This window comes from Ureibacillus sp. FSL K6-8385 (assembly GCF_038593155.1).
Classification (GTDB): Bacteria; Bacillota; Bacilli; order Bacillales_A; family Planococcaceae; genus Ureibacillus; species Ureibacillus terrenus.
Window position 1 is genome coordinate 2,142,075 of sequence record NZ_CP151968.1, and the last position, 18,242, is coordinate 2,160,316.

General features: G+C 44.0%; 22 protein-coding genes, 3 pseudogenes and 1 riboswitch. Of the genes and pseudogenes, 6 read left to right on the top strand and 19 right to left on the bottom strand.

Translation table 11 applies throughout. From position 1 onward, the window contains the following. Positions 1-98: 98 nt before the first annotated feature. The 6 genes and pseudogenes from NST62_RS10580 to NST62_RS10605 form a co-directional block, all read right to left on the bottom strand. Positions 99-509, bottom strand: a complete 411-nt coding sequence (locus NST62_RS10580; RefSeq protein ID WP_342462885.1) for a DUF3021 domain-containing protein — start codon at positions 507-509, stop codon at positions 99-101. Further along, the gene (locus NST62_RS10585; RefSeq protein ID WP_047818056.1) at positions 506-964 is read right to left on the bottom strand and encodes a LytTR family DNA-binding domain-containing protein; all 459 of its coding nucleotides are present in this window, start codon (positions 962-964) and stop codon (positions 506-508) included. The genes NST62_RS10580 and NST62_RS10585 overlap by 4 nt, the downstream gene beginning before the upstream one ends. 1,067 nt (positions 965-2,031) lie before the next feature. Further along, entirely contained in the window at positions 2,032-2,880 is an 849-nt protein-coding gene (locus NST62_RS10590; RefSeq protein ID WP_342462886.1) for a sugar phosphate isomerase/epimerase family protein, read from the bottom strand. Between the two features lie 33 nt (positions 2,881-2,913). Then, a pseudogene (locus NST62_RS10595) lies at positions 2,914-3,099 on the bottom strand (SDR family NAD(P)-dependent oxidoreductase); the annotation flags it as partial. A 101-nt stretch (positions 3,100-3,200) separates the two neighbouring features. Next, positions 3,201-4,313 carry a tRNA 2-thiouridine(34) synthase MnmA gene (gene mnmA / locus NST62_RS10600; RefSeq protein ID WP_342462887.1) on the bottom strand — a complete coding sequence of 371 codons (1,113 nt, stop codon included), beginning with the start codon at positions 4,311-4,313 and terminating at the stop codon, positions 3,201-3,203. Between the two features lie 116 nt (positions 4,314-4,429). Continuing rightward, positions 4,430-4,639: pseudogene (locus NST62_RS10605) on the bottom strand (Rrf2 family transcriptional regulator); the annotation flags it as partial. A gap of 1 nt (position 4,640) precedes the next feature. On the opposite strand from NST62_RS10605, the pseudogene NST62_RS10610 reads away from it, so the two are divergent. Beyond that, a pseudogene (locus tag NST62_RS10610) lies at positions 4,641-4,721 on the top strand (SDR family NAD(P)-dependent oxidoreductase); the annotation flags it as partial. A 73-nt stretch (positions 4,722-4,794) separates the two neighbouring features. On the opposite strand, the gene NST62_RS10615 reads toward NST62_RS10610, so the two are convergent. Further along, on the bottom strand, positions 4,795-5,763 hold the full coding sequence (locus NST62_RS10615) for an asparaginase (RefSeq protein WP_342462888.1): 969 nt from the start codon (positions 5,761-5,763) through the stop codon (positions 4,795-4,797). 184 nt (positions 5,764-5,947) lie between these two features. Continuing rightward, positions 5,948-6,634: a phosphoribosylaminoimidazolesuccinocarboxamide synthase gene (locus tag NST62_RS10620; protein ID WP_141603173.1), complete on the bottom strand. Its 687-nt coding sequence runs from the start codon at positions 6,632-6,634 to the stop codon at positions 5,948-5,950. 219 nt (positions 6,635-6,853) lie between these two features. Here NST62_RS10620 and NST62_RS10625 point away from each other — a divergent pair, with 219 nt between their 5' ends. From NST62_RS10625 to NST62_RS10640, 4 genes are all read left to right on the top strand, one after another. Beyond that, positions 6,854-7,180 (top strand): hypothetical protein, encoded by a 327-nt coding sequence (locus NST62_RS10625; protein WP_342462889.1) that lies wholly within the window; start codon positions 6,854-6,856, stop codon positions 7,178-7,180. Between the two features lie 251 nt (positions 7,181-7,431). After that, positions 7,432-7,587, top strand: a complete 156-nt coding sequence (locus NST62_RS10630) for a hypothetical protein (protein WP_181733297.1) — start codon at positions 7,432-7,434, stop codon at positions 7,585-7,587. Between the two features lie 230 nt (positions 7,588-7,817). Beyond that, positions 7,818-8,834, top strand: coding sequence for an alcohol dehydrogenase AdhP (gene adhP / locus NST62_RS10635; RefSeq protein WP_141603175.1), 1,017 nt, complete (start codon positions 7,818-7,820; stop codon positions 8,832-8,834). Between the two features lie 202 nt (positions 8,835-9,036). Then, positions 9,037-10,023: a LysR family transcriptional regulator gene (locus tag NST62_RS10640; RefSeq protein WP_141603176.1), complete on the top strand. Its 987-nt coding sequence runs from the start codon at positions 9,037-9,039 to the stop codon at positions 10,021-10,023. Between the two features lie 40 nt (positions 10,024-10,063). Here NST62_RS10640 and queE read toward each other — a convergent pair whose 3' ends face one another. The 10 genes from queE to crcB form a co-directional block, all read right to left on the bottom strand. Next, positions 10,064-10,792 carry a 7-carboxy-7-deazaguanine synthase QueE gene (gene queE, locus NST62_RS10645; RefSeq protein ID WP_141603177.1) on the bottom strand — a complete coding sequence of 243 codons (729 nt, stop codon included), beginning with the start codon at positions 10,790-10,792 and terminating at the stop codon, positions 10,064-10,066. Further along, on the bottom strand, positions 10,785-11,255 hold the full coding sequence (queD, locus tag NST62_RS10650; RefSeq protein WP_328215322.1) for a 6-carboxytetrahydropterin synthase QueD: 471 nt from the start codon (positions 11,253-11,255) through the stop codon (positions 10,785-10,787). The genes queE and queD overlap by 8 nt, the downstream gene beginning before the upstream one ends. Continuing rightward, a complete protein-coding gene (gene queC, locus NST62_RS10655; protein ID WP_141603179.1) occupies positions 11,248-11,916 on the bottom strand; it encodes a 7-cyano-7-deazaguanine synthase QueC in 669 nt (222 codons plus the stop codon). Before queC ends, queD begins: the two co-directional genes overlap by 8 nt. Before the next feature lie 121 nt (positions 11,917-12,037). Continuing rightward, the gene (queF, locus tag NST62_RS10660; protein WP_141603180.1) at positions 12,038-12,538 is read right to left on the bottom strand and encodes a preQ(1) synthase; all 501 of its coding nucleotides are present in this window, start codon (positions 12,536-12,538) and stop codon (positions 12,038-12,040) included. 84 nt (positions 12,539-12,622) lie between these two features. Continuing rightward, positions 12,623-12,666, bottom strand: a riboswitch (PreQ1 riboswitch). Positions 12,667-12,872: 206 nt separating this feature from the next. After that, positions 12,873-13,265 carry a hypothetical protein gene (locus NST62_RS10665; RefSeq protein ID WP_141603181.1) on the bottom strand — a complete coding sequence of 131 codons (393 nt, stop codon included), beginning with the start codon at positions 13,263-13,265 and terminating at the stop codon, positions 12,873-12,875. A 147-nt stretch (positions 13,266-13,412) separates the two neighbouring features. Beyond that, positions 13,413-13,823 carry a DUF5412 family protein gene (locus NST62_RS10670; protein WP_141603182.1) on the bottom strand — a complete coding sequence of 137 codons (411 nt, stop codon included), beginning with the start codon at positions 13,821-13,823 and terminating at the stop codon, positions 13,413-13,415. Positions 13,824-14,028: 205 nt separating this feature from the next. Continuing rightward, a complete protein-coding gene (locus tag NST62_RS10675) occupies positions 14,029-14,808 on the bottom strand; it encodes an alpha/beta hydrolase (protein WP_141603183.1) in 780 nt (259 codons plus the stop codon). A 93-nt stretch (positions 14,809-14,901) separates the two neighbouring features. Continuing rightward, complete coding sequence (locus tag NST62_RS10680) at positions 14,902-15,252, bottom strand: DUF2200 domain-containing protein (RefSeq protein ID WP_342462890.1); 351 nt, start codon at positions 15,250-15,252, stop codon at positions 14,902-14,904. Between the two features lie 36 nt (positions 15,253-15,288). Continuing rightward, a complete protein-coding gene (locus NST62_RS10685; RefSeq protein WP_141603185.1) occupies positions 15,289-15,654 on the bottom strand; it encodes a CrcB family protein in 366 nt (121 codons plus the stop codon). Further along, positions 15,651-16,025 (bottom strand): fluoride efflux transporter CrcB, encoded by a 375-nt coding sequence (gene crcB, locus NST62_RS10690; RefSeq protein ID WP_141603186.1) that lies wholly within the window; start codon positions 16,023-16,025, stop codon positions 15,651-15,653. Before crcB ends, NST62_RS10685 begins: the two co-directional genes overlap by 4 nt. 246 nt (positions 16,026-16,271) lie before the next feature. Between crcB and NST62_RS10695 the strand changes: the two genes are divergently transcribed. Further along, positions 16,272-17,270 (top strand): zinc-dependent alcohol dehydrogenase family protein, encoded by a 999-nt coding sequence (locus NST62_RS10695; protein ID WP_141603187.1) that lies wholly within the window; start codon positions 16,272-16,274, stop codon positions 17,268-17,270. Positions 17,271-17,381: 111 nt separating this feature from the next. Here the strand turns inward: NST62_RS10695 and NST62_RS10700 are convergent, their stop codons facing one another. Continuing rightward, a complete protein-coding gene (locus tag NST62_RS10700) occupies positions 17,382-17,957 on the bottom strand; it encodes a cupin domain-containing protein (protein WP_141603188.1) in 576 nt (191 codons plus the stop codon). Between the last annotated feature and the right edge of the window lie 285 nt (positions 17,958-18,242).

Below are 18,242 nucleotides of genomic sequence, written 5' to 3' on the forward strand. Positions count from 1 at the left end.
CAGAGAATCCCCTACCTTTTTTCTTTTGGTCTAGTAAAATGCTTTACACAAAATTTTATACATCATCAAATCCGATCCTGACTGAAGGGGATATTTATTTATATTTTCTCTAAATCTTCATTCATTTGATTTGCTAAGTTTTTGAAATATAAATAGTAGCAACCCCATATAACTAAATAGACTACAATAAATATAGCTGCTGAAATAAGGATGTTTTTCAAATCAAACGGGATCCACCCAATTCCCAAGGACAGGATAAAATATAAAACAATTACTGTAATAAAGTGCAATGCCGTTTGTTGCGACAGACGGAGCGATTCTAATTCAAAATAAAGCGAAGATACGGCAAAAAACCATCCACAAAATATGCTCCCAAATGAGTTTTTTATAAATTCTTCACCATTAATGACAGGGAAATGACCGAAATAGATGATAGAGCTAGTTACCACTACTGCGATAAAGGAACCGATCAATATCCCGATGATGCTTCTGTATAAGAATTTTTTCATTCTTTTTTCCCCCTATTCATTTTTAATGCTTTTTTGATGGCATGAACATAACGTCGAGAAACGTACTCTTTCACTCCTGATTTAAAATAAACGCATAGAGTGCCATTGAACGATGCTTCAAACCGGCTCAACTCATAGAGATTTACAATGACCGACTTAGAAATGCGAACAAACTTGTTAGAGGGAAGCAATTTTTCGAGCTCATACAGCTTTTCCTTCAATTTAAATGTTCCCTCGGCTGTCACCGCCTCGATGCTATCCCCATGAGCACGAAAAAAATGGATCTCATTTGGCTTTAATATATAATGCATATCACCATTTTTTCCGACAATAAATTCCGTCTCCATCCCTTTTAAAAAATCAAGAATTTCTTTAATCGTGTCATCCACTTCCTTACAGTGAATGGTCACGATTGTCTCAGCGTAATCGCTGTCAATATCCAAAGACACTTTCATTCTGCCCGCCTCCTTTACATTCATCTTTTTTATTAAATTGTATTCGTTATGCTAGCTGTTGTCTTCATGATAAAGGTAAAAGGTTGTTTTTCCATCCCATCCGGCAAAAATCGTCCCTTGAAATGCATACGATACATGAACCTCTCCCACCTCGGCGCTATACCGAAACTTCGATGAAACTGGACGATCTGGCCCAAAAAGACCACCTAGCACGGCGATTGATTTTTTTCCTTTATTTACGACATAGTGAAAGATCTCTACTCTGAAATCGTATTCGGCAAATAATCGAGTAGGAGGGAGCGATTAACTCCCGTCCTCTCACACCACCGTACGTACGGTTCCGTATACGGCGGTTCAATTAAGATAATTGACGCAAGTTTTTATATAACTTCCGTGAATAGCTGTTCTCTTTATGCCAGTGGTCACTCCACCCTCCAAGAGGTCCCCCACGGGATTCACCGCTTCCTCCCTCAAGTGAAGTACTACGTTTTCTGTGTTCATCATGACTCACTGAATGCCAAGGGCTATTCTCTCTTAATTGTTCGGTCCTTCTTAGTAGTTCTAAACCAACTAATACGATGACCTCTGCTGACTTCTGGCGGTTCAGCTACTTATCACTAAGTAGGTTATGAAGAGTACTTCACATATCCGCCAGACCTCCCCGGGTAAGTACATGCACTTTCACACCATCTATCCGCCTCATTTACTCGATATGACCTTCGACAGAAAGAGCTTTGTTTTGTTTTGCAAACTCACTCAATCATACCTAGCCTATATGAGGTTCGTGTTCCTCGGACCGGTGTTTTGCCTCCAGCTTCCTTCAGATTCCGCGTCACCACGGACACCCTTGCGTTGAGCTAACCTCTACTTCTGTCTTCGGGGTTCGGGACTTACACCCTATCGTTCATGTACATGCCGGGCGCACAAATACGGCAAGAGTCCGGTGGAATGCCGAACTCTTGCCGTACAAGGTTCACTCTTTTATACGTATCTATTTGACAGGTATTATTATTTAGCCAACCTGTATCCTTTAAACGAGTCAATCAAAGGAGCGGATGAAGGAATGATTATGGAGTTAATCTTAAATCCGCCCAATGTGGGTGTGCCTCAAGTCTACGCTCCATATCGCGGAACGCTTTGAGTGAACGGCTTAGCTTGCTGTAAGCGTCGCCTCCTTCACCCCAACCTTGGTAGCCAATCATCCCATTATAGCCCATCTTTTTAAGCTGTCCAAGCAACGCAAAATTATCTAACTCTCCGACATCCAAAGGCTCGATTGTCGCCACTCCCCCAAAACCGTGAGGATCTCGGCGGCTGCCAGAAATGTTTACTTGTTTTAAGTAAGGGGATACCGCTCTAAGCGTACCTAATAGGTTTGTTCCATCGACTGCGTACCAATGGTAGCCGCAAAATACAATGCCGAGATTAGGATGATTGAGACGCTTGCAAAGTCTTACTGCATCTTCATGGCGTTCAACCCAGAATGATAAGTGTGTGTAAAGCAAGATATTAATGTTTTTTCGTTCAGCAATCTTTAGTGCTTTTTCCAGCCACTTCACAGCGATGTCGTCCCCTTTAGGGTCTGAAGGGCGTATATGATGTCCGACCGATTGAATCGCCAGCTCGACCGTGAAGCATCCTTCCATGATCTCCAGCATTTTTAAAATACCCGTATTTCTTGGATGGTCCTCACCTAATGAAAGGTCTAACACAACGTACACGCCAGCGACATCCAGTCCATATTTCTCCTTAACGTTTTTCAGCTTCTCTACATCTCTCCACCGTTCTCCGTGCCAGACGGATAAATGGGTCGCATCATACCCGATCTCTTTTAGCATTTCACACCGAGCTTCAAAGCTATAAATGCCCATGGAGTTATAAAAAGCAAAATCCATTGCATAAAATTTGTAAGCCATGTTTCTAAATTCTCCCTTCGGATGAATGCTTCATTACAGTGATTTCAATGCTTCAGCAATCTCTGTATCCCCTGACATTAAATCGAATGCTTTTTTATACGTATTTGGTTCATCAAGAGATTGAACGATTGTTCTTGCGACATCTTCGCGTGGAATGCTCCCGACATTTAAGTTTTCTGCTACAGTAACCAACCCTGTGCCTTTTTCATTAAGAAGATAGATAAAATTCCTCGAGATTTATTCCTTATCACAGCACTTATTATTCCTGACAAGATAGCGTGCATACAGGGTGTCATTCTATAGTCAAATAGTGTATTGTTTTAAGATGCCGCAGTGGCAGTTGAAGCATCCATTTTTATCACTTCGTCAATAATCGCACTGCCAAGACAAACATCATTGTCATAAAATACCGCTACTTGTCCTGGAGTAACGGCTTTAACTGGTTTTTCGAATTCCACAAAAGCCGTTCCATTCGGACGAATATGAACGGTTACTTTCTGATCTTCTTGACGGTATCTGAATTTAGCTGTACATGCAAATGTACGTGGACGAACATCCCCGTTAATAAAGCTGATGTTCGATGCAATAAGACCGGTAGAAAACAGAGCAGGATGATTTTTACCTTGAGCGACGAGTAAAACGTTGTTTTCTAAATCTTTATCGACGACATACCAAGGTTCCACTGTTCCTTTTCCACCGATTCCAAGTCCTTTTCGTTGGCCAATCGTATAGTACATCAACCCATCATGAGTACCTAGCACTTCTCCATCTAGAGAACGAATTTCTCCGGGCTGTGCCGGTAAATAATTCTTTAAAAAGCTTTTGAAATTTCTTTCTCCAATAAAACAGATTCCTGTACTATCTTTTTTACTGGCGTTAACAAGGTTCAATTCTTGAGCGATTTTTCGTACTTCATCTTTCGTTAATTCTCCAATAGGAAACAGGACTTTTGACAAATGCTCTGCTGTTAATTGGCTAAGAAAATACGTTTGATCTTTATTGGGATCTTTTCCACGCAATAAGGCGATTTGGCCATTTTCTCTGATGATTCTTGCGTAATGGCCTGTCGCGATATAATCAGCATCTAGTGAAAGAGCGTAGTCAACAAACGCTTTAAACTTAATTTCTGTATTGCATAAAACATCTGGATTTGGTGTTCGCCCCCGTTTCAACTCATCTATAAAGTACGTAAATACACGATCCCAATATTCCTTTTCGAAGTTCACACTGTAATAAGGAATCCCGAGTTGATTGGCAACTCTCTTAACATCTTCGTAATCTTCCGTTGCTGTACATACACCATCGTCATTGGTGTCATCCCAATTTTTCATAAATACACCAATGACGTCATACCCCTCATGTTTTAAAAGGTAGGCTGCCACAGAGGAATCAACCCCACCCGACATTCCAACGACAACTCGTTTTTTCTTCAACCTTATTCACCTTCTTAAACTGAAATATTTTTTGTTACAGTTATGTTTAAAAAAAATTGATGGAGCATAACGAACATAAAAAACATTAGTCGTACTTTTGTTTCAGGCATGAAAACCTAACTACTATTGATTTCATCAATGATATCTTTGATCGTTACACCTTTTAAATAATTTAAAAAGTGTTCTTCCGCATTGTGAAAAACGCGAATGAGTATATTTGATAGGTTTCTGCCTATTGGACAATTCTCATTGGAATCAGGGCATTTCGGTACAAGCGTTTCCTCACTAGTGATTTTAAATATTTTGTCTAACGTAATATGTTCCGGTGAGAACTGGCCAGAAAACCTCAAACCTTATTATGTCGCTAAACATTATGCTGACCGTATGTTAATGAATAGTGGTTTAAATAGATAATAGATAATTGTTTCTAAAAATAAAGGTGTCCTGAAAGTTCTTGACTTTCAAGACATCCTCTTCTTTGTTATCTAAATTTTCCCCTCACATCCCCCACCCCTGCTGCAAGCATCACCGCCAACTTCATGCGGGCTTTTTTGCTGTCGTAGTCGCGGCCGAGGATGGCGCCTTTCTTTTGCAAGTCGTAGGCAGTGCCTGGGGTGTCGTACACCACTTTGACGTTTCCTTCCGCCGTGCTTGTTGTCACCACCACGATGACGCCTTTTTCAATGGCATATTGCACTTGTTCTGCAACGGCCGGGTGGACTTGGCCTCGGCCGAACGCTTCAAGGACAATGCCTTTTGCTCCCGTCTCCACCGCATACTTAATCAAGCGGCCATCGGAGCCCAATGAACATTTGATGATTTCCACATAAGGCAATTCGGACTTCAGCTCATACGTTTCCTTTTTCACCGCTTTCCCGTAAAGGATGACTTCTTCCTCATCCACATACCCCAAATGGCCGAACCCCGGCGCGTTGAAGCCGTCCACGTTGGAGGCGTGACACTTCTTCACATAGCGGGCGGGCAAAATCTTTTCATTGAATAACACGACCGTGCCCAAATTTTTTGCCTCATCGCTTGCGGCCAGAATGATCGCTTGCCGCAAATTCGAGAAGGCATCCGTTCCGATGGTTGCCGGGCTCCGCTGGGCGCCCGTGACCACCACCGGCCGCGCATCCCCGATCGTCAAATCGAGGAAGTACGCCGTTTCCTCCAGCGTATCCGTTCCGTGGGTCACGACCACCCCCGCCACTTCTTGATTTTCGAACACCTGCCCAATTTTCTCTTTCAGCCGGATCAAATGGCCAAAAGTCATTTCATTACTTGGCAAATGGAAAAGGGTTTCCGTCTCCAAATCAATATGGGATGGCAGCACGCATTGTTTGGCCAATTCCTCCCCCGTCAACATGCCGGATGTGAGGAGGCCTGTTTCCGGATTCACGCCGCTTGCAATCGTGCCGCCCGTACTGATCAATACCACTTTCTTTTTCATTGCTGCACTCCTAAACTCTCAATTTATAAACGTTCATTTATCAACATAACCCATTGTTCCGGGAACTTCAACCGTCGCATGCCCCAAAAAAATCCCCCGTCGGCTTCCAAGGGGAAAATCATCAAAAGAGCGGATGGAGAAACGCTGCTTCTCTCCACCCGCTCTTTTTTGCCGGTCCGTTTTTTTACCCTTCCAAAATCAATTTTTCCAATTCCAACGGCTCGATGTATTTGCCGTCTTTGTAAGCGCGCATGTTGCCGCCGGAAATTTCGTCGATCAAAATGATTTCATTTGTTTCTTTGTCGCGGCCGAACTCGAATTTAATATCGTAAAGCTCGATGCCTTTTTTCGCCAACTCTTCTTTTACAATGCCGGCGATTTTTTGCGTCAATTCTTTCAATACTTTGTATTCATCTTTGGACAAAATGCCGAGCATATCCAACGCGTCTTCGCTGATCGGAGGGTCTTCGCGTTGATCGTCCTTGATTGTCACTTCCACGAAGGCATCAAGCGGCTGGCCTTCTTTCACGTACATGCCGTAACGGCGCAAGAAGCTTCCCACCGCGCGGAAGCGGCAGATCACTTCAAGACCGTTTCCGAATGTTTCGGCAGGTTTCACTTTCATTGTCTTTTTCTCGATATCGGCATCGATATAGTGGGTCGGAATGCCTTTTTCATTGAGCAATTCGAAGAAATATTTTGTCAATCTCAATCCCGCGCGTCCGGCGCCTTCGATTGTCAGCCCGACCGTATTGGCGCCCGGGTCGAACACACCGTCAACGCCCGTCACATCATCTTTGAATTCCAACAAATAGTTGCCGTCTTCCAATTCGTAAACGTTTTTCGTTTTCCCAGTGTAAATGTGCTTCATTTCAGATCTCCTTCTCTCATTAGCCTTACCATCGATTTGAACTGATGATGTTTATATAATAAATCAAAAAAAGTTTTCCATACAAGGGGGCCTGTTTTATTCATTACATTTTTGTCATATTCCTATACAGGGGGTTGTTTGTAAACGACATTCGCATGGTGAAAAAAGGAATATTTTGGTATAATGATTAGGAATTAACGATTGAGAAGGAAGAGAGGCATGGACAAAATACATATCACTTGGAAAAGGGCCTTTTCATATATGTCCGGGCTATTTGTTTTGGCCTTCGGGGTCAGTCTTTCCATCTTGGCGGACCTCGGTGTGTCCCCCGTTTCATCCCTGCCCTACGCCCTGTCTTTGAGCTCCGGCATGACGGTCGGCATCGGCACAGTGATCGCCGCCTATTTGCTTGGGAAAATTTTGGGCTGGTACATGAAGCACTTCAAAGCCCGCCTGGAACTATGGCTTGCGGATGAGAATGATGATTTCAAAGACGGAGAAGATGAAAAGGAAAAAATCGCAATCGAAAAGGAAGCGAACGTGTAAGGAAAGGGGAATAGGAATCGGACATCTGTTTGGCAGGCGTGACGGATATGGGGACATGAAGAGGCTCTGAAACATATAATGTGACTTTCCCGATTCGAATCATTCCATTTTCTCCTACAAAAGAATTTTTTCCTTCTTTCATAGGGATTGTTTCATGAAACTTGAATCTTGCACAAATTACAAAAAATATATTGATTCATAATGAAACCATTTATACATTAATAATAAACAATCTGATACAGGAGGCCGTCATGGAAAACGAATATGTAGTCGGATGGGGCACATTGGCGCTCATTAATGCGGGTCTTGCGCAAGGCAAAAACCGCTCCGGGTTGAACTGGTTTTTGCTCTCGCTTTTTTTGGGGCCTTTGGCGACACTGTTGCTGTTATTTGTGGAAAAGAGATAATCTCATTGGGGGGAGAGCCGGACCATTTCCTGTGCTTTCCCCCTTTTTTCAAAATCATCATGATTATATTGCCCTTTTCCCCAATTTCCAAAACTGCTAAAAACCGCCTATTTTCTGTTTTCTGAATTTTATGTCATTTGACATATTGATTGAACTTATTTTTTAGTATTATCCTTTTTATAAACATGGAATCGCTTCCATGGACAACCATTTCAAAAGGGGGATGTTTGTTGAAAGCTGCAGTTGTATCAAAGGAAAAAACGGTAAGTATTGTGGACAAGCAATTGCGTCCGCTCAAGTATGGCGAGGCTTTGGTGGAAATGGAGTATTGCGGGGTTTGCCACACGGACTTGCACGTAAAAAACGGTGATTTCGGTGATGCCACCGGAATTACGTTGGGCCATGAAGGTGTCGGCAAAGTGATCGAAACGGGGGAAGGCGTCACAAACATCAAAGTCGGCGACCGGGTGGCCATTCCTTGGCTATACGAAAGCTGCGGACATTGCGAATACTGTACTACCGGCAGGGAAACATTATGCCGGGATGTAAAAAATGCCGGATATACTGTCGACGGCGCGATGGCGGAACAAGCGATCGTGGCCGCCAATTATGTAGTGAAAGTGCCTGACAACGTGGATCCTGCAGCTGCCACATCCATCACATGTGCCGGCGTGACGACCTACAAAGCCGTCAAAGTGTCAAAGGTTCGCCCCGGCCAATGGATTGGCGTATTCGGAATTGGCGGACTTGGAAATTTGGCCGTTCAATATGCGAAAAACGTATTTGGCGCAAAAGTCATTGCGTTTGATATAAACGATGATAAATTGGCATTTGCCAGGGAAGTGGGCGCGGATGCCACAGTGAATACATTAAATGAAAAACCAAAAGAAAAAGCCTTTGAAATCACTGGAGGAAAAGGACTGGATGCCGTTGTGATCACGGCTGTGGCAAAAACGGCATTCAATCAGGCGGTCGACGTGGTGAAAGCGGGTGCCCGTGTCGTTGCGGTCGGCTTGCCTGTCGATAAAATGGAACTGGATATTCCCCGCCTCGTATTGGATGGCATTGAGGTAGTCGGTTCCCTTGTCGGCACACGCCAAGATTTGAAAGAAGCCTTCCAGTTTGCGGCGGAAGGAAAAGTGGTGCCGAAAGTGACGCTGCGGAAACTTGAAGAAATCAACGATATTATGGAAGAAATGGAACAAGGGAAATTTACCGGACGCATGGTCATCGATTTTACAAAATAATGTTTGCCGAAGGAGCTGTCGATGGACATGCTCCTTTTATTAATATAATAAAATAATAATTCCATTCCTTTTCCAATCCCTCCCCCGCAACTTTTCCATCCGCTCCTTCCTCTTAAAAATCGCAATATTTTCTTTTCTAAAATAAACACGAAACAGAAAAAACCATGTATAATGATGAAAAAGGGGAACTGGAGAGATTTCGATGGAGCTTCGCCAATTGGAATATTTTATCGCGCTTGCAACCGAGCTGCATTTTACCCGCGCGGCCAAAAAATTGCATATCTCGCAGCCGACGCTGAGCCACCAAATCAAGGCGCTTGAAGAAGAAGTGGGCACCCAATTGTTCGACCGGATCGGCAAAAGGATCACCTTGACGGAAGCCGGAAAAATCCTGCATGAACAAAGCATGCATATTTTGCACCTCATCGAAAATACGAAACAGCAATTAAATGAACTGGAATTGTTCCAGCGGGGGACGTTGAAAATCGGCGCATTGCCCGGGGAACTGACCAGCCTTGTATCGAATGTCTTATTGACTTATGCCAAAGAATTTCCTTATGTACAAATTTCCGTGCAGAGTGCGGATGATGTCCTTTCCATGTTAAAGGAAAATCAAATTGAATTCGCATTATCCTATATCGATGACTCGAATCAAGCGATTGATGGGCAATTTTGCCAAATCCCGCTATACACGGATTCATTCGTTTTTGTCGCCGCAAAAGACCATCCCCTCTTGGAGAAAGATGAATTGACTTTGCGCGAGATTGCCTGTGAACCATTGATTTTATTCACGAAGCTTCAAACTTGCAGAAAGATTTTAAATCAAGCCGCAAAGCAGGAACAGATTTCGTTGAACCCCGTATTCGAAACTTCCGATATCCATACGATTTTTCATTTTGTAAAAGAAAAATTGGGATGCGCCATTGTGTCCGAATCCCTTTATCAATTCCACCGCCATGAAAACATCGATGCCCGTCCGATTGTCAACAGCCGGCTGAACCGGAAAATGGTGCTGATTTACCGGAAGGACAAATATTTGAGCAAAGCGGCAAAATCGTTTATCCCGATTCTCATCCAGCGTCTCGAGAAATTTGACATGCCTTTGCCCCCGGCAAGCAGAAAAAAGCTGATGCTATTGGCAAGTAAAGAATCCTGTCCGGATCCCCTCCAAAATGGAAAGACCACTTAAGCTCCCTTTTCGTCTTAAGTGGTCTTACAATGCTCCGGCGCTAAACCCCCCGTTTATTGCCCCAAACCAGGGTATGGAGCTGCGGAAGCACCCTCACATCTTTCAACTCTTCGTCGCCCATCGCTTTCCGAATGAGCTCTTCATATTTCCCCAATAAATGGCGGACGAGCTTCTCCCGATCCTCCGAGGTTGTATCATCATTTCCCACCTGCAAGTAAAAAGGGATGGCCGGTAATCTCCGGTGGACTTCCTTGGCGAATTGATAGTCTTCATCATTAAACACGACGACTTTCAATGAAATGTGCCCGCTGCCGTTTCTTGCTTTCAGCTTATCCAGCATCTCCGAAAGCGCGGCAAAATCCGTCTTCATTCCCGAGCTTGGCGGTTTTGGGGAAATCGTCAATTGATCGATGTCGTATAACCAATCCTGCCATCTGCTTCCCTGGGTTTCGACGCAAATTTTCATCCGGTTGTCCTTTAAAATCCGCACCAATTCCCCGATATTCCGGATTAATGCCGGATTACCGCCGGAAATCGTGACGAAGGAAAATCCGTTTCCTCCCAGCCGTTTCAATTCCGACCAAATCTCTTCCGGCGTCATTTGCCTGATCAAATCTTTCCCGCTGCCGTCCCAAGTGAAGGAAGAATCGCACCAGGAACAGGAATAGTCGCAGCCCGCCGTGCGCACAAACATCGTCTTTTGCCCGATGACCATGCCTTCGCCCTGAATCGTCGGGCCAAAGATTTCAATGACGGGAATTTTACTCAAGTTCCATCCACTCCCGTCTCGCTTCGGCAAAACTTGTCGGAGTTTCATAGAGCCGGATAAATTCCACCCGCGCTCCCTCAAGTCCGGCGTCTTCCAACGCTTCCGCGAATTGTTCATAAATCCATACCACCATATTTTCCGCCGTTGTATTCATCGGCGGAAGGGTTTCGTTCAAATAGCGGTGGTCCAGGTAAATTTCAATTTTTTCTTTCCATATTTCCTTGAGATCGGCGAAATCGATGACGATTCCCCTTTCGTCCGGATAGCCGCTGACTCCCACAATGACTTTGTACGTATGGCCATGGAGATTTTTGCATTTCCCTTCATAGGCATGCAAATGGTGGGCGGCGTCAAAGGTGAATTCCTTGCTGACGAGCACCCGTTTCGAATGGTACCTCAATTGTTCCTTTTGGATATCTTCCCCCAGTTTTTGAAGCCGGTCGACAATCCGAAACTCAAACATGCGAAGTCCCCTTTCTTGAACGCAAATATTCTTCAAGCCCTTTCCTTCTCAGCTTGCATGCCGGGCATTCCCCGCATCCATCGGCGATGATGCCGTTGTAGCAAGTCAATGTTTTATTGCGGACAAACTCAAGCACTCCCAGCCGGTCCGCCAGTTCCCACGTTTGCGCTTTTGTCAGCCACATGAGCGGCGTATGAATGACAAAGGTATCATCCATCGCCAAATTTAACGTGACGTTCAGCGATTTGATAAAGATATCCCGGCAATCGGGGTAGCCGCTGAAATCCGTCTGGCAAACGCCGGTGACGATATGCTTCGCCCCCACCTGTCTTGCCAGCACGCCCGCAAAGGAAAGGAACAGCAGATTCCGCCCCGGTACAAAAGTGTTCGGCAGCCCGCCGTCCTTCCCTTCTTCCACTTGGATGTCTTCCCTCGTTAAAGCATTCGGGGCGAGCTGATTCAACAGCGACATGTCCAGGATATGATGTCTGACCCCTGTTTCCCCGGCGATTTCCTTGGCGCATTCTATTTCAAGGCGGTGCCTTTGCCCGTAATCGAAGGTCACCGCTTCCACTTCACCGAAACGTTCTTTTGCCCAAAACAGGCAAGTCGTGCTGTCCTGTCCTCCGCTGAATATGACAATGGCTTTCTCATTTTTCATATCGAACACTCCTTTAACAATAAAAAAACAGCACCACCCTAAGAAGGAAATGCTGTTTCTCTTCTTAGTTTTGGTAAAGAGGGTGGCTAAGAACCTCTATTTCTTTGCGATATGGAATTGTTTATCGATTATCGACTTTTTCGGGATATAAGTCGTGGTTCATCAAACGATAGTTGGCCATTTCTTCGTATTTCGTGCCAGGCCGGCCGTAGTTGCAATACGGATCGATGGAAATTCCCCCGCGAGGCGTGAATTTCCCCCAAACTTCGATATATCTCGGATCCAATAATTGAATGAGATCATTCATAATAATATTCACGCAATCTTCATGAAAATCACCATGATTGCGGAAACTGAACAAATATAATTTGAGGGATTTGCTTTCTACGAGCTTCTTATCCGGAATATAGGAAATATAAATGGTCGCAAAATCCGGCTGGCCTGTCAGAGGACATAGACTTGTAAACTCCGGGCAATTGAACTTTACGAAATAATCCCGGTCCGAATGAAGGTTATCCACCGCCTCCAACACTTCAGGCGCATATTTTTCCGGATAGACCGTTTTGTTGTTTCCCAATAATGTCAAATCTTTCAAACCGTCTTCGAACTTGCGGACAGACATAAAAAAAGACCTCCTTGCAAAATGTCTCCCAACATTTTCAAGAGAGGTGCACCCAATCATTCTATAAAACTGATGAAATATGATGGTTTCATAGTTTTTTATAGAGGGTTGCTATGAACCTCTCCCGAACTGGCCGGGCATTTTTAATAGTATAGAAGTTTGCAGAAGGAGTCAACTCAAATTGAACGATTGGCTGAAATTGCGGTGGCCGTGTCCCCGGTTTCCCATATTCCTGATCATCAACTCAATCCCAAACATGAAACCGCTTACATATCCAGGCAAAAAAACGGATGCTTCTTCATCCAAAGAATTTCTCTCTATAATCGCATCCGGGTCAATTATTTTCTTTAAAGGCCATATATTGCTTTTCAATGAAGTTCTTTAATAAATCCATTTTCTCTTTTGAATCAACCACTTCAAACGGAACATACACTTCATGTTTTTTCAATTGAAACGATCGAATTTTTTGGATATCAAAATTTAACATCTCCTGGATTTCCTTTTGCAGCAATTTTCCTCTGGCCGATTCCGGATTCCCGGGCTCCACATGCAAGATCAAGCATTGATACCGCTTATCCCCATACAGGGTCGCGAATTTGCAATAGCCGCCTCTCATAGTGAATGGTATGTACCCAAGCGACAAGCTTTTTCCGGCAATTTTGCATTGCATTGTCCCCAAACCGGACAAAAACTCATGCAGTTCGCCAAATACGAGCAATTCATTCATTTCCATTCCACTCCATGCCCATTTTTCGTTCCAAAAATATTGTTGTATCTACTACCTATTTTAATAAAAATCATTTCTTTGCCTATCCCATAAAAATTAACAATTTCTTTTCCGCGCCGGAAAAGCGGATCGATGTGTGAACCCGGGCTACAATCTTTTCCTTTTCACCCTCCCTTTAACATAGGATTCATTTGGGAGATCCAGACGGATATCATTGATCACTACCGTATGGTCGTTCACCCATTCAATGTTTGCCTTCTCTTCGGCAAATTTCCAATAAATGATTTTAGGTTCTTTCTCTTCTTTATTGAACACTAATTCCCCAATAATCAAATCAGAAAAGAATATCTCTCCATCGGATACATAAACATTGATTGTATAAGTCCCGTCAGGCGAAGTGGATTGAGCAATTAAATTTTCTTTGAATCTGTTCATATCAAAGAAAAGCCAATGGATTCCATAACTCAGGATGATGGTCAATGCGAAAAACCAAATAAACAGCACCGCAATTTCGACTTTATAATTCTTATTAGCTCTGTTTATTATTTTTATCCCCACATTTTTCCTCCATTGTCTCATTATACTTTATACTTTATACTTTGCCCATATATTATTACGGAATATTTTATTATAAGTTCCTAATGAATAAATAATTTTCACAGAAAAGTAAAATATTTTTAGTAATAGTAATTTTAAGAAAAAAATTGATAAGGTCAACTTTTTTAAATAAAAAAAGCGGATTGGAAACCCATTCCAATCCGTTTCATACAAACTTCCTCAACAATTCGTTAAATAGATTCCGTTCTTCCCAAAATGTCCCGTGTCCGCTAAATTGGAAAGGAACAATCGTTGAGTTCCGGATCCGTTGATGGAGCTCGTGCGCCTGGGCAAACGGGATCACCTTGTCATGGATTCCATGAATAATTAACGACGGAACATGGATTTTTGACAAATCCCCATACAACGTTTCATCCCGCAGCGTATTGATGATGGCAATGGTGGACCAGCTTGCCGCTTCCATCCCCATGTTCATAAACCAATCAGAAAATTCTTTTGTGATATATTGGAAGAAAAATCCGTCTATGACCTTTTGCATCATTTTCGCACGGTTATTGTAAGCCATCTCCAAAAAACTTTGCGCCGTTTCCCGGCTAAATCCGACCGGCGCCGCACTCGCAACAAGCACCAATTTGGAGACTCCAAATCCATGGTGGCGGGACATATAGCGTATGGCAATCGCCCCTCCCGTGGAATGCCCGACCAAGGCAAAATCCTTTAATCGCAGGGCCTCCACCACCGCCCGGACATCATCGGCCAACCGGTTAAAACTGTAGCCTTCAAACGGCTTATCCGACTTTCCAAATCCTCTCCAGTCGATGCCGATGCAGCGGTACCCCCATGCGGGCAGCACATTGAACTGATATTCGAACTGCCGATGATTCAAAGGCCAACCGTGCAGAAACACGATGGTCTTCTTTCCGAACGGATTGATATCTTCCACGTATAATTTCACACCGGAATCCACCGAAACAAAATAGCCCATGAATACCCTCCGTCAAAATGCTTTCGGAATAGGATATTCAGGGCCTTAAATATGGGTGAATCCCTTTATAAAAAAGAGAGGAAGCACATTGTATTATGACCGCAAAATTTTCTCCATCGCTTTGCCCTTCGCCAATTCGTCAATCAGTTTATCCAAATAGCGGATTTCCCGCATCAGAGGATCTTCAATCTCTTCCACCCGCACGCCGCAGATGACGCCTTTAATCAATTCCCGGTTGGAGTTCAATCGCGGTGCTTCCGCAAAAAACGTTTCAAAATCCACTTCTTTTTCGATCTGCGATTCCAATTCCTCCTGTCCATAGCCCGTCAACCAGCGGATGATTTCATCCACTTCTTCCTTTGTGCGTCCTTTTTTCTCCGCCTTTTGGATATAAAGTGGATAAACGCTTGAAAATTTCATCTTATATACCCGAGTGTTAGCCATTTTACTTCTCCTTTTTTATTTAACCGGAACGTTTATTCATATCGTAATTTCAACCGTCTTTCCTATTACATACCCCAAAAACGCGAGGGTTATTCCTCCAATGTAAGAAATTGCGGTGTACAAAAGAAAATATTTTTTATTTTTTATATAAAGCCGGGTCAGCTCCAATTTCAACGTGGAGAAGGTGGTAAATGCGCCCAGGAAGCCCGCGCCAAAAAGCAAAACCATCATCTTGTTTCCTTCCGCGCCTGTCAGGATTCCCAACAGAAACGCGCCCAATAAATTCACGGTCAATGTGCCAATCGGCAAGGACTCTTGCCAATTTAAAGCTTTGCTCATAGCGAAGCGGGAAACGGCTCCGGCAAAGCCCCCGATTCCGACCAATATCAATTTTATGATCATGCCTGTTGCCCCTCCTTGCCTGCCCTGAAACCGATCCGGCTCATGATGAGCCCCCCGGCAATGCTTGCGAAAACATAGGCCATCCCCATTACCGCATGCCCATTTTCAAAAAGTTCGACCGTTTCGACGCTCAAAGCCGAAAAAGTGGTAAATGAACCGATGAATCCGGTACTGATTGCGGCAGCAATATCAGGGGGGAGATGGTATTTTTTAAATATGGAAGTGGTCAGCCATGCCAATAAAAACGCTCCCGTCAAATTGACAAAAAGGGTTGACCAAGGAAAAACGCTGCCCGGCAAAAACACGGTGCCGATCCAATATCTCAAAATGGCGCCAAGCGCGCCTGCAAGGCCGACATATAGATAAATCATTTTGATCCTCCTTTTCACAAATAGCTCCTGCCGCTGACTTGGCGGCCCATATCGGCAGAAGAAACCAAACGGTCTGCGGTTCATCAATCGTTCCCTGATGACATAGTTTTTTTGATTTATATTTTCTGCAGGTCCATCATTATTCTATCCTAAATTTGCCATTCATCAAAATTAAGAATAAAATCATTTTAACAACGTTCATATTCAGATAAAATTCTATGAATCTCACATAAAGGAGTGCGAAAGATGAAAGCGCAAGTGATCCATCACTTTGGAGATCCGTCCGTTTTCCAAATCCGGGATATCCCGGTGCCTGAAGTCATTCCCGGACATGTCCTAATCCATGTAAAAGCCACAAGCGTCAACCCGATTGATACGAAAGTGCGTTCAGGGGCTGTTCAAACTGTTGCTCCGGAATTTCCGGCAGTTCTGCACGGGGATGTCGCGGGAGTGGTATGCGCGGTCGGTGAGGGAGTGACAAAATTCAAAGTCGGAGATGAAGTCTACGGCTGCGCCGGCGGATTCAGAAGCACACCAGGAGGGGCATTGGCGGAATATATGCTGGCAGATGCGAATTTGCTTGCCCATAAACCAAAAAATCTGACAATGGAGGAAGCATCCGCTTTGCCGCTTGTGGCCATCACCGCCTGGGAAGCATTGTTCACCCGGGGCAAATTGGCCCCAGGACAGAACATCTTGATCCACGCGGCGGCAGGAGGCGTGGGCCATGTGGCCATCCAGCTGGCAAAATGGGCCGGCGCAAAGGTCTACACAACCGCCTCTACGAAAGAAAAGCTTGAAATCGGTTCCCGCCTCGGCGCCGATGTTGCCATCAACTACCGGGAGGAAAGCGTCCGGGATTATGTACAAAAATACACAAACGGAAAAGGTTTTGATATGGTCTTTGACACCGTTGGAGGAGCAAATTTAGACCGCTCCTTTGAAGCGGCGGCACCCCTCGGAACGGTCCTTGCCATCGCGGCCCGCTCCACCCATGACCTGACGCCGCTGCATTCAAAAGGCCTGACCCTCCATGTGGTATTCATGTTATTAAAAATCCTGGACAAAGAACTGCGCAAAGAGTATAGAGACATTTTGGAAAAATTGGCAAACATCGTTGAAGAAGGAAAACTGCGTCCCGTTCTTGATCCTAACATCTTCACATTCGATGAAGCCTCCAAAGCCCATGAATTATTGGAATCCGGAAAAGCCATCGGAAAAGTCGTTTTGGTGAATCAGTGGTGAGCAGTAACATTTTCATGATCGTTTCCGTGAGGTTGTCCCATCAATAGGGACTACCTCACTTTTTTTGTATCGGGGCGTTGTTGTTTCAACGCCCCTTGTTTCTTTAGGTTGCTATTGATGGCCATAATGTTCTTGCGCCATCGCCTCCGCTTTTGTCCGATGAACCGTTCCGTGCGGGTGATTCGGCGGCGCGTAGATGGAATAAAGTTTCATCGGGATTTTCCCTGTATTGATCACATTATGCCAAGTTCCGGCAGGCACCATGATGGCGGAATCTTCATGAACCCTTCTTCTATAACTCAAGTTATTTCGAGTTCTCCCCATTTCCACAATCCCTTCCCCTTGTTCAATACGCAAAAATTGATCGGTATGCGGATGAATTTCCAGGCCAATATCTTCCCCCGGCTGGAGGCTCATTAACGTTAACTGCAAATGCGGACCTGTCCACAAAGCTCTTCGGAACGCCGTATTTTCTTTTGCCGCTTTCTCAATGTTTACCGTAAAAGGTTCAGGGCCTTTGTCTACAATCGGATTGGGTCTTCCGAAATTGCTTGAATCATTTTGAAAAGCTCTGTAATGGGCATTCATGTTTTGTGGATGCCAAGGATTCCAGTAATACATGTTTGGATTCCAAAAATAATTGGTTGGCTCATTTGGATAATAATAGGGATTATAGAAATAATTCATTTTCCCATCCTTTCCCATGCAATCTAGTCTAAATTCTATGAAACATTGGGAAAATGACATAGGCAAAAAACCATAAATGGTTCCGGCGCCGATAAAATTTCCGGCATTGAAGAAATTGCAGGACGCCTAAATAAATTGAAATCACACTCTATTTCTTTTTTCTATAAAAATTGGAAGTTTTGATTTTTGATTATTTTATGGCGGAGATGAAAAGTGTTTGCAAAACATTTCCCTTTTTCCAAAGGTTTTACAGTTCCTTTATTGTTTTTTCACAACTGTCTTATA

Excerpts from the sequence above, each read along its gene's own strand:
- NST62_RS10580 (WP_342462885.1), bottom strand. The coding sequence starts at position 509 with ATGAAAAAATTCTTATACAGAAGCATCATCGGGATATTGATCGGTTCC.
- NST62_RS10585 (WP_047818056.1), bottom strand. The coding sequence starts at position 964 with ATGAAAGTGTCTTTGGATATTGACAGCGATTACGCTGAGACAATCGTG.
- NST62_RS10590 (WP_342462886.1), bottom strand. The coding sequence starts at position 2,880 with ATGGCTTACAAATTTTATGCAATGGATTTTGCTTTTTATAACTCCATG.
- NST62_RS10615 (WP_342462888.1), bottom strand. The coding sequence starts at position 5,763 with ATGAAAAAGAAAGTGGTATTGATCAGTACGGGCGGCACGATTGCAAGC.
- NST62_RS10620 (WP_141603173.1), bottom strand. The coding sequence starts at position 6,634 with ATGAAGCACATTTACACTGGGAAAACGAAAAACGTTTACGAATTGGAA.
- NST62_RS10625 (WP_342462889.1), top strand. The coding sequence starts at position 6,854 with ATGGACAAAATACATATCACTTGGAAAAGGGCCTTTTCATATATGTCC.
- NST62_RS10630 (WP_181733297.1), top strand. The coding sequence starts at position 7,432 with ATGGAAAACGAATATGTAGTCGGATGGGGCACATTGGCGCTCATTAAT.
- NST62_RS10640 (WP_141603176.1), top strand. The coding sequence starts at position 9,037 with ATGGAGCTTCGCCAATTGGAATATTTTATCGCGCTTGCAACCGAGCTG.
- queD (WP_328215322.1), bottom strand. The coding sequence starts at position 11,255 with ATGTTTGAGTTTCGGATTGTCGACCGGCTTCAAAAACTGGGGGAAGAT.
- queC (WP_141603179.1), bottom strand. The coding sequence starts at position 11,916 with ATGAAAAATGAGAAAGCCATTGTCATATTCAGCGGAGGACAGGACAGC.
- queF (WP_141603180.1), bottom strand. The coding sequence starts at position 12,538 with ATGTCTGTCCGCAAGTTCGAAGACGGTTTGAAAGATTTGACATTATTG.
- NST62_RS10665 (WP_141603181.1), bottom strand. The coding sequence starts at position 13,265 with ATGAATGAATTGCTCGTATTTGGCGAACTGCATGAGTTTTTGTCCGGT.
- NST62_RS10675 (WP_141603183.1), bottom strand. The coding sequence starts at position 14,808 with ATGGGCTATTTTGTTTCGGTGGATTCCGGTGTGAAATTATACGTGGAA.
- NST62_RS10680 (WP_342462890.1), bottom strand. The coding sequence starts at position 15,252 with ATGGCTAACACTCGGGTATATAAGATGAAATTTTCAAGCGTTTATCCA.
- NST62_RS10685 (WP_141603185.1), bottom strand. The coding sequence starts at position 15,654 with ATGATCATAAAATTGATATTGGTCGGAATCGGGGGCTTTGCCGGAGCC.
- crcB (WP_141603186.1), bottom strand. The coding sequence starts at position 16,025 with ATGATTTATCTATATGTCGGCCTTGCAGGCGCGCTTGGCGCCATTTTG.
- NST62_RS10695 (WP_141603187.1), top strand. The coding sequence starts at position 16,272 with ATGAAAGCGCAAGTGATCCATCACTTTGGAGATCCGTCCGTTTTCCAA.
- NST62_RS10700 (WP_141603188.1), bottom strand. The coding sequence starts at position 17,957 with ATGAATTATTTCTATAATCCCTATTATTATCCAAATGAGCCAACCAAT.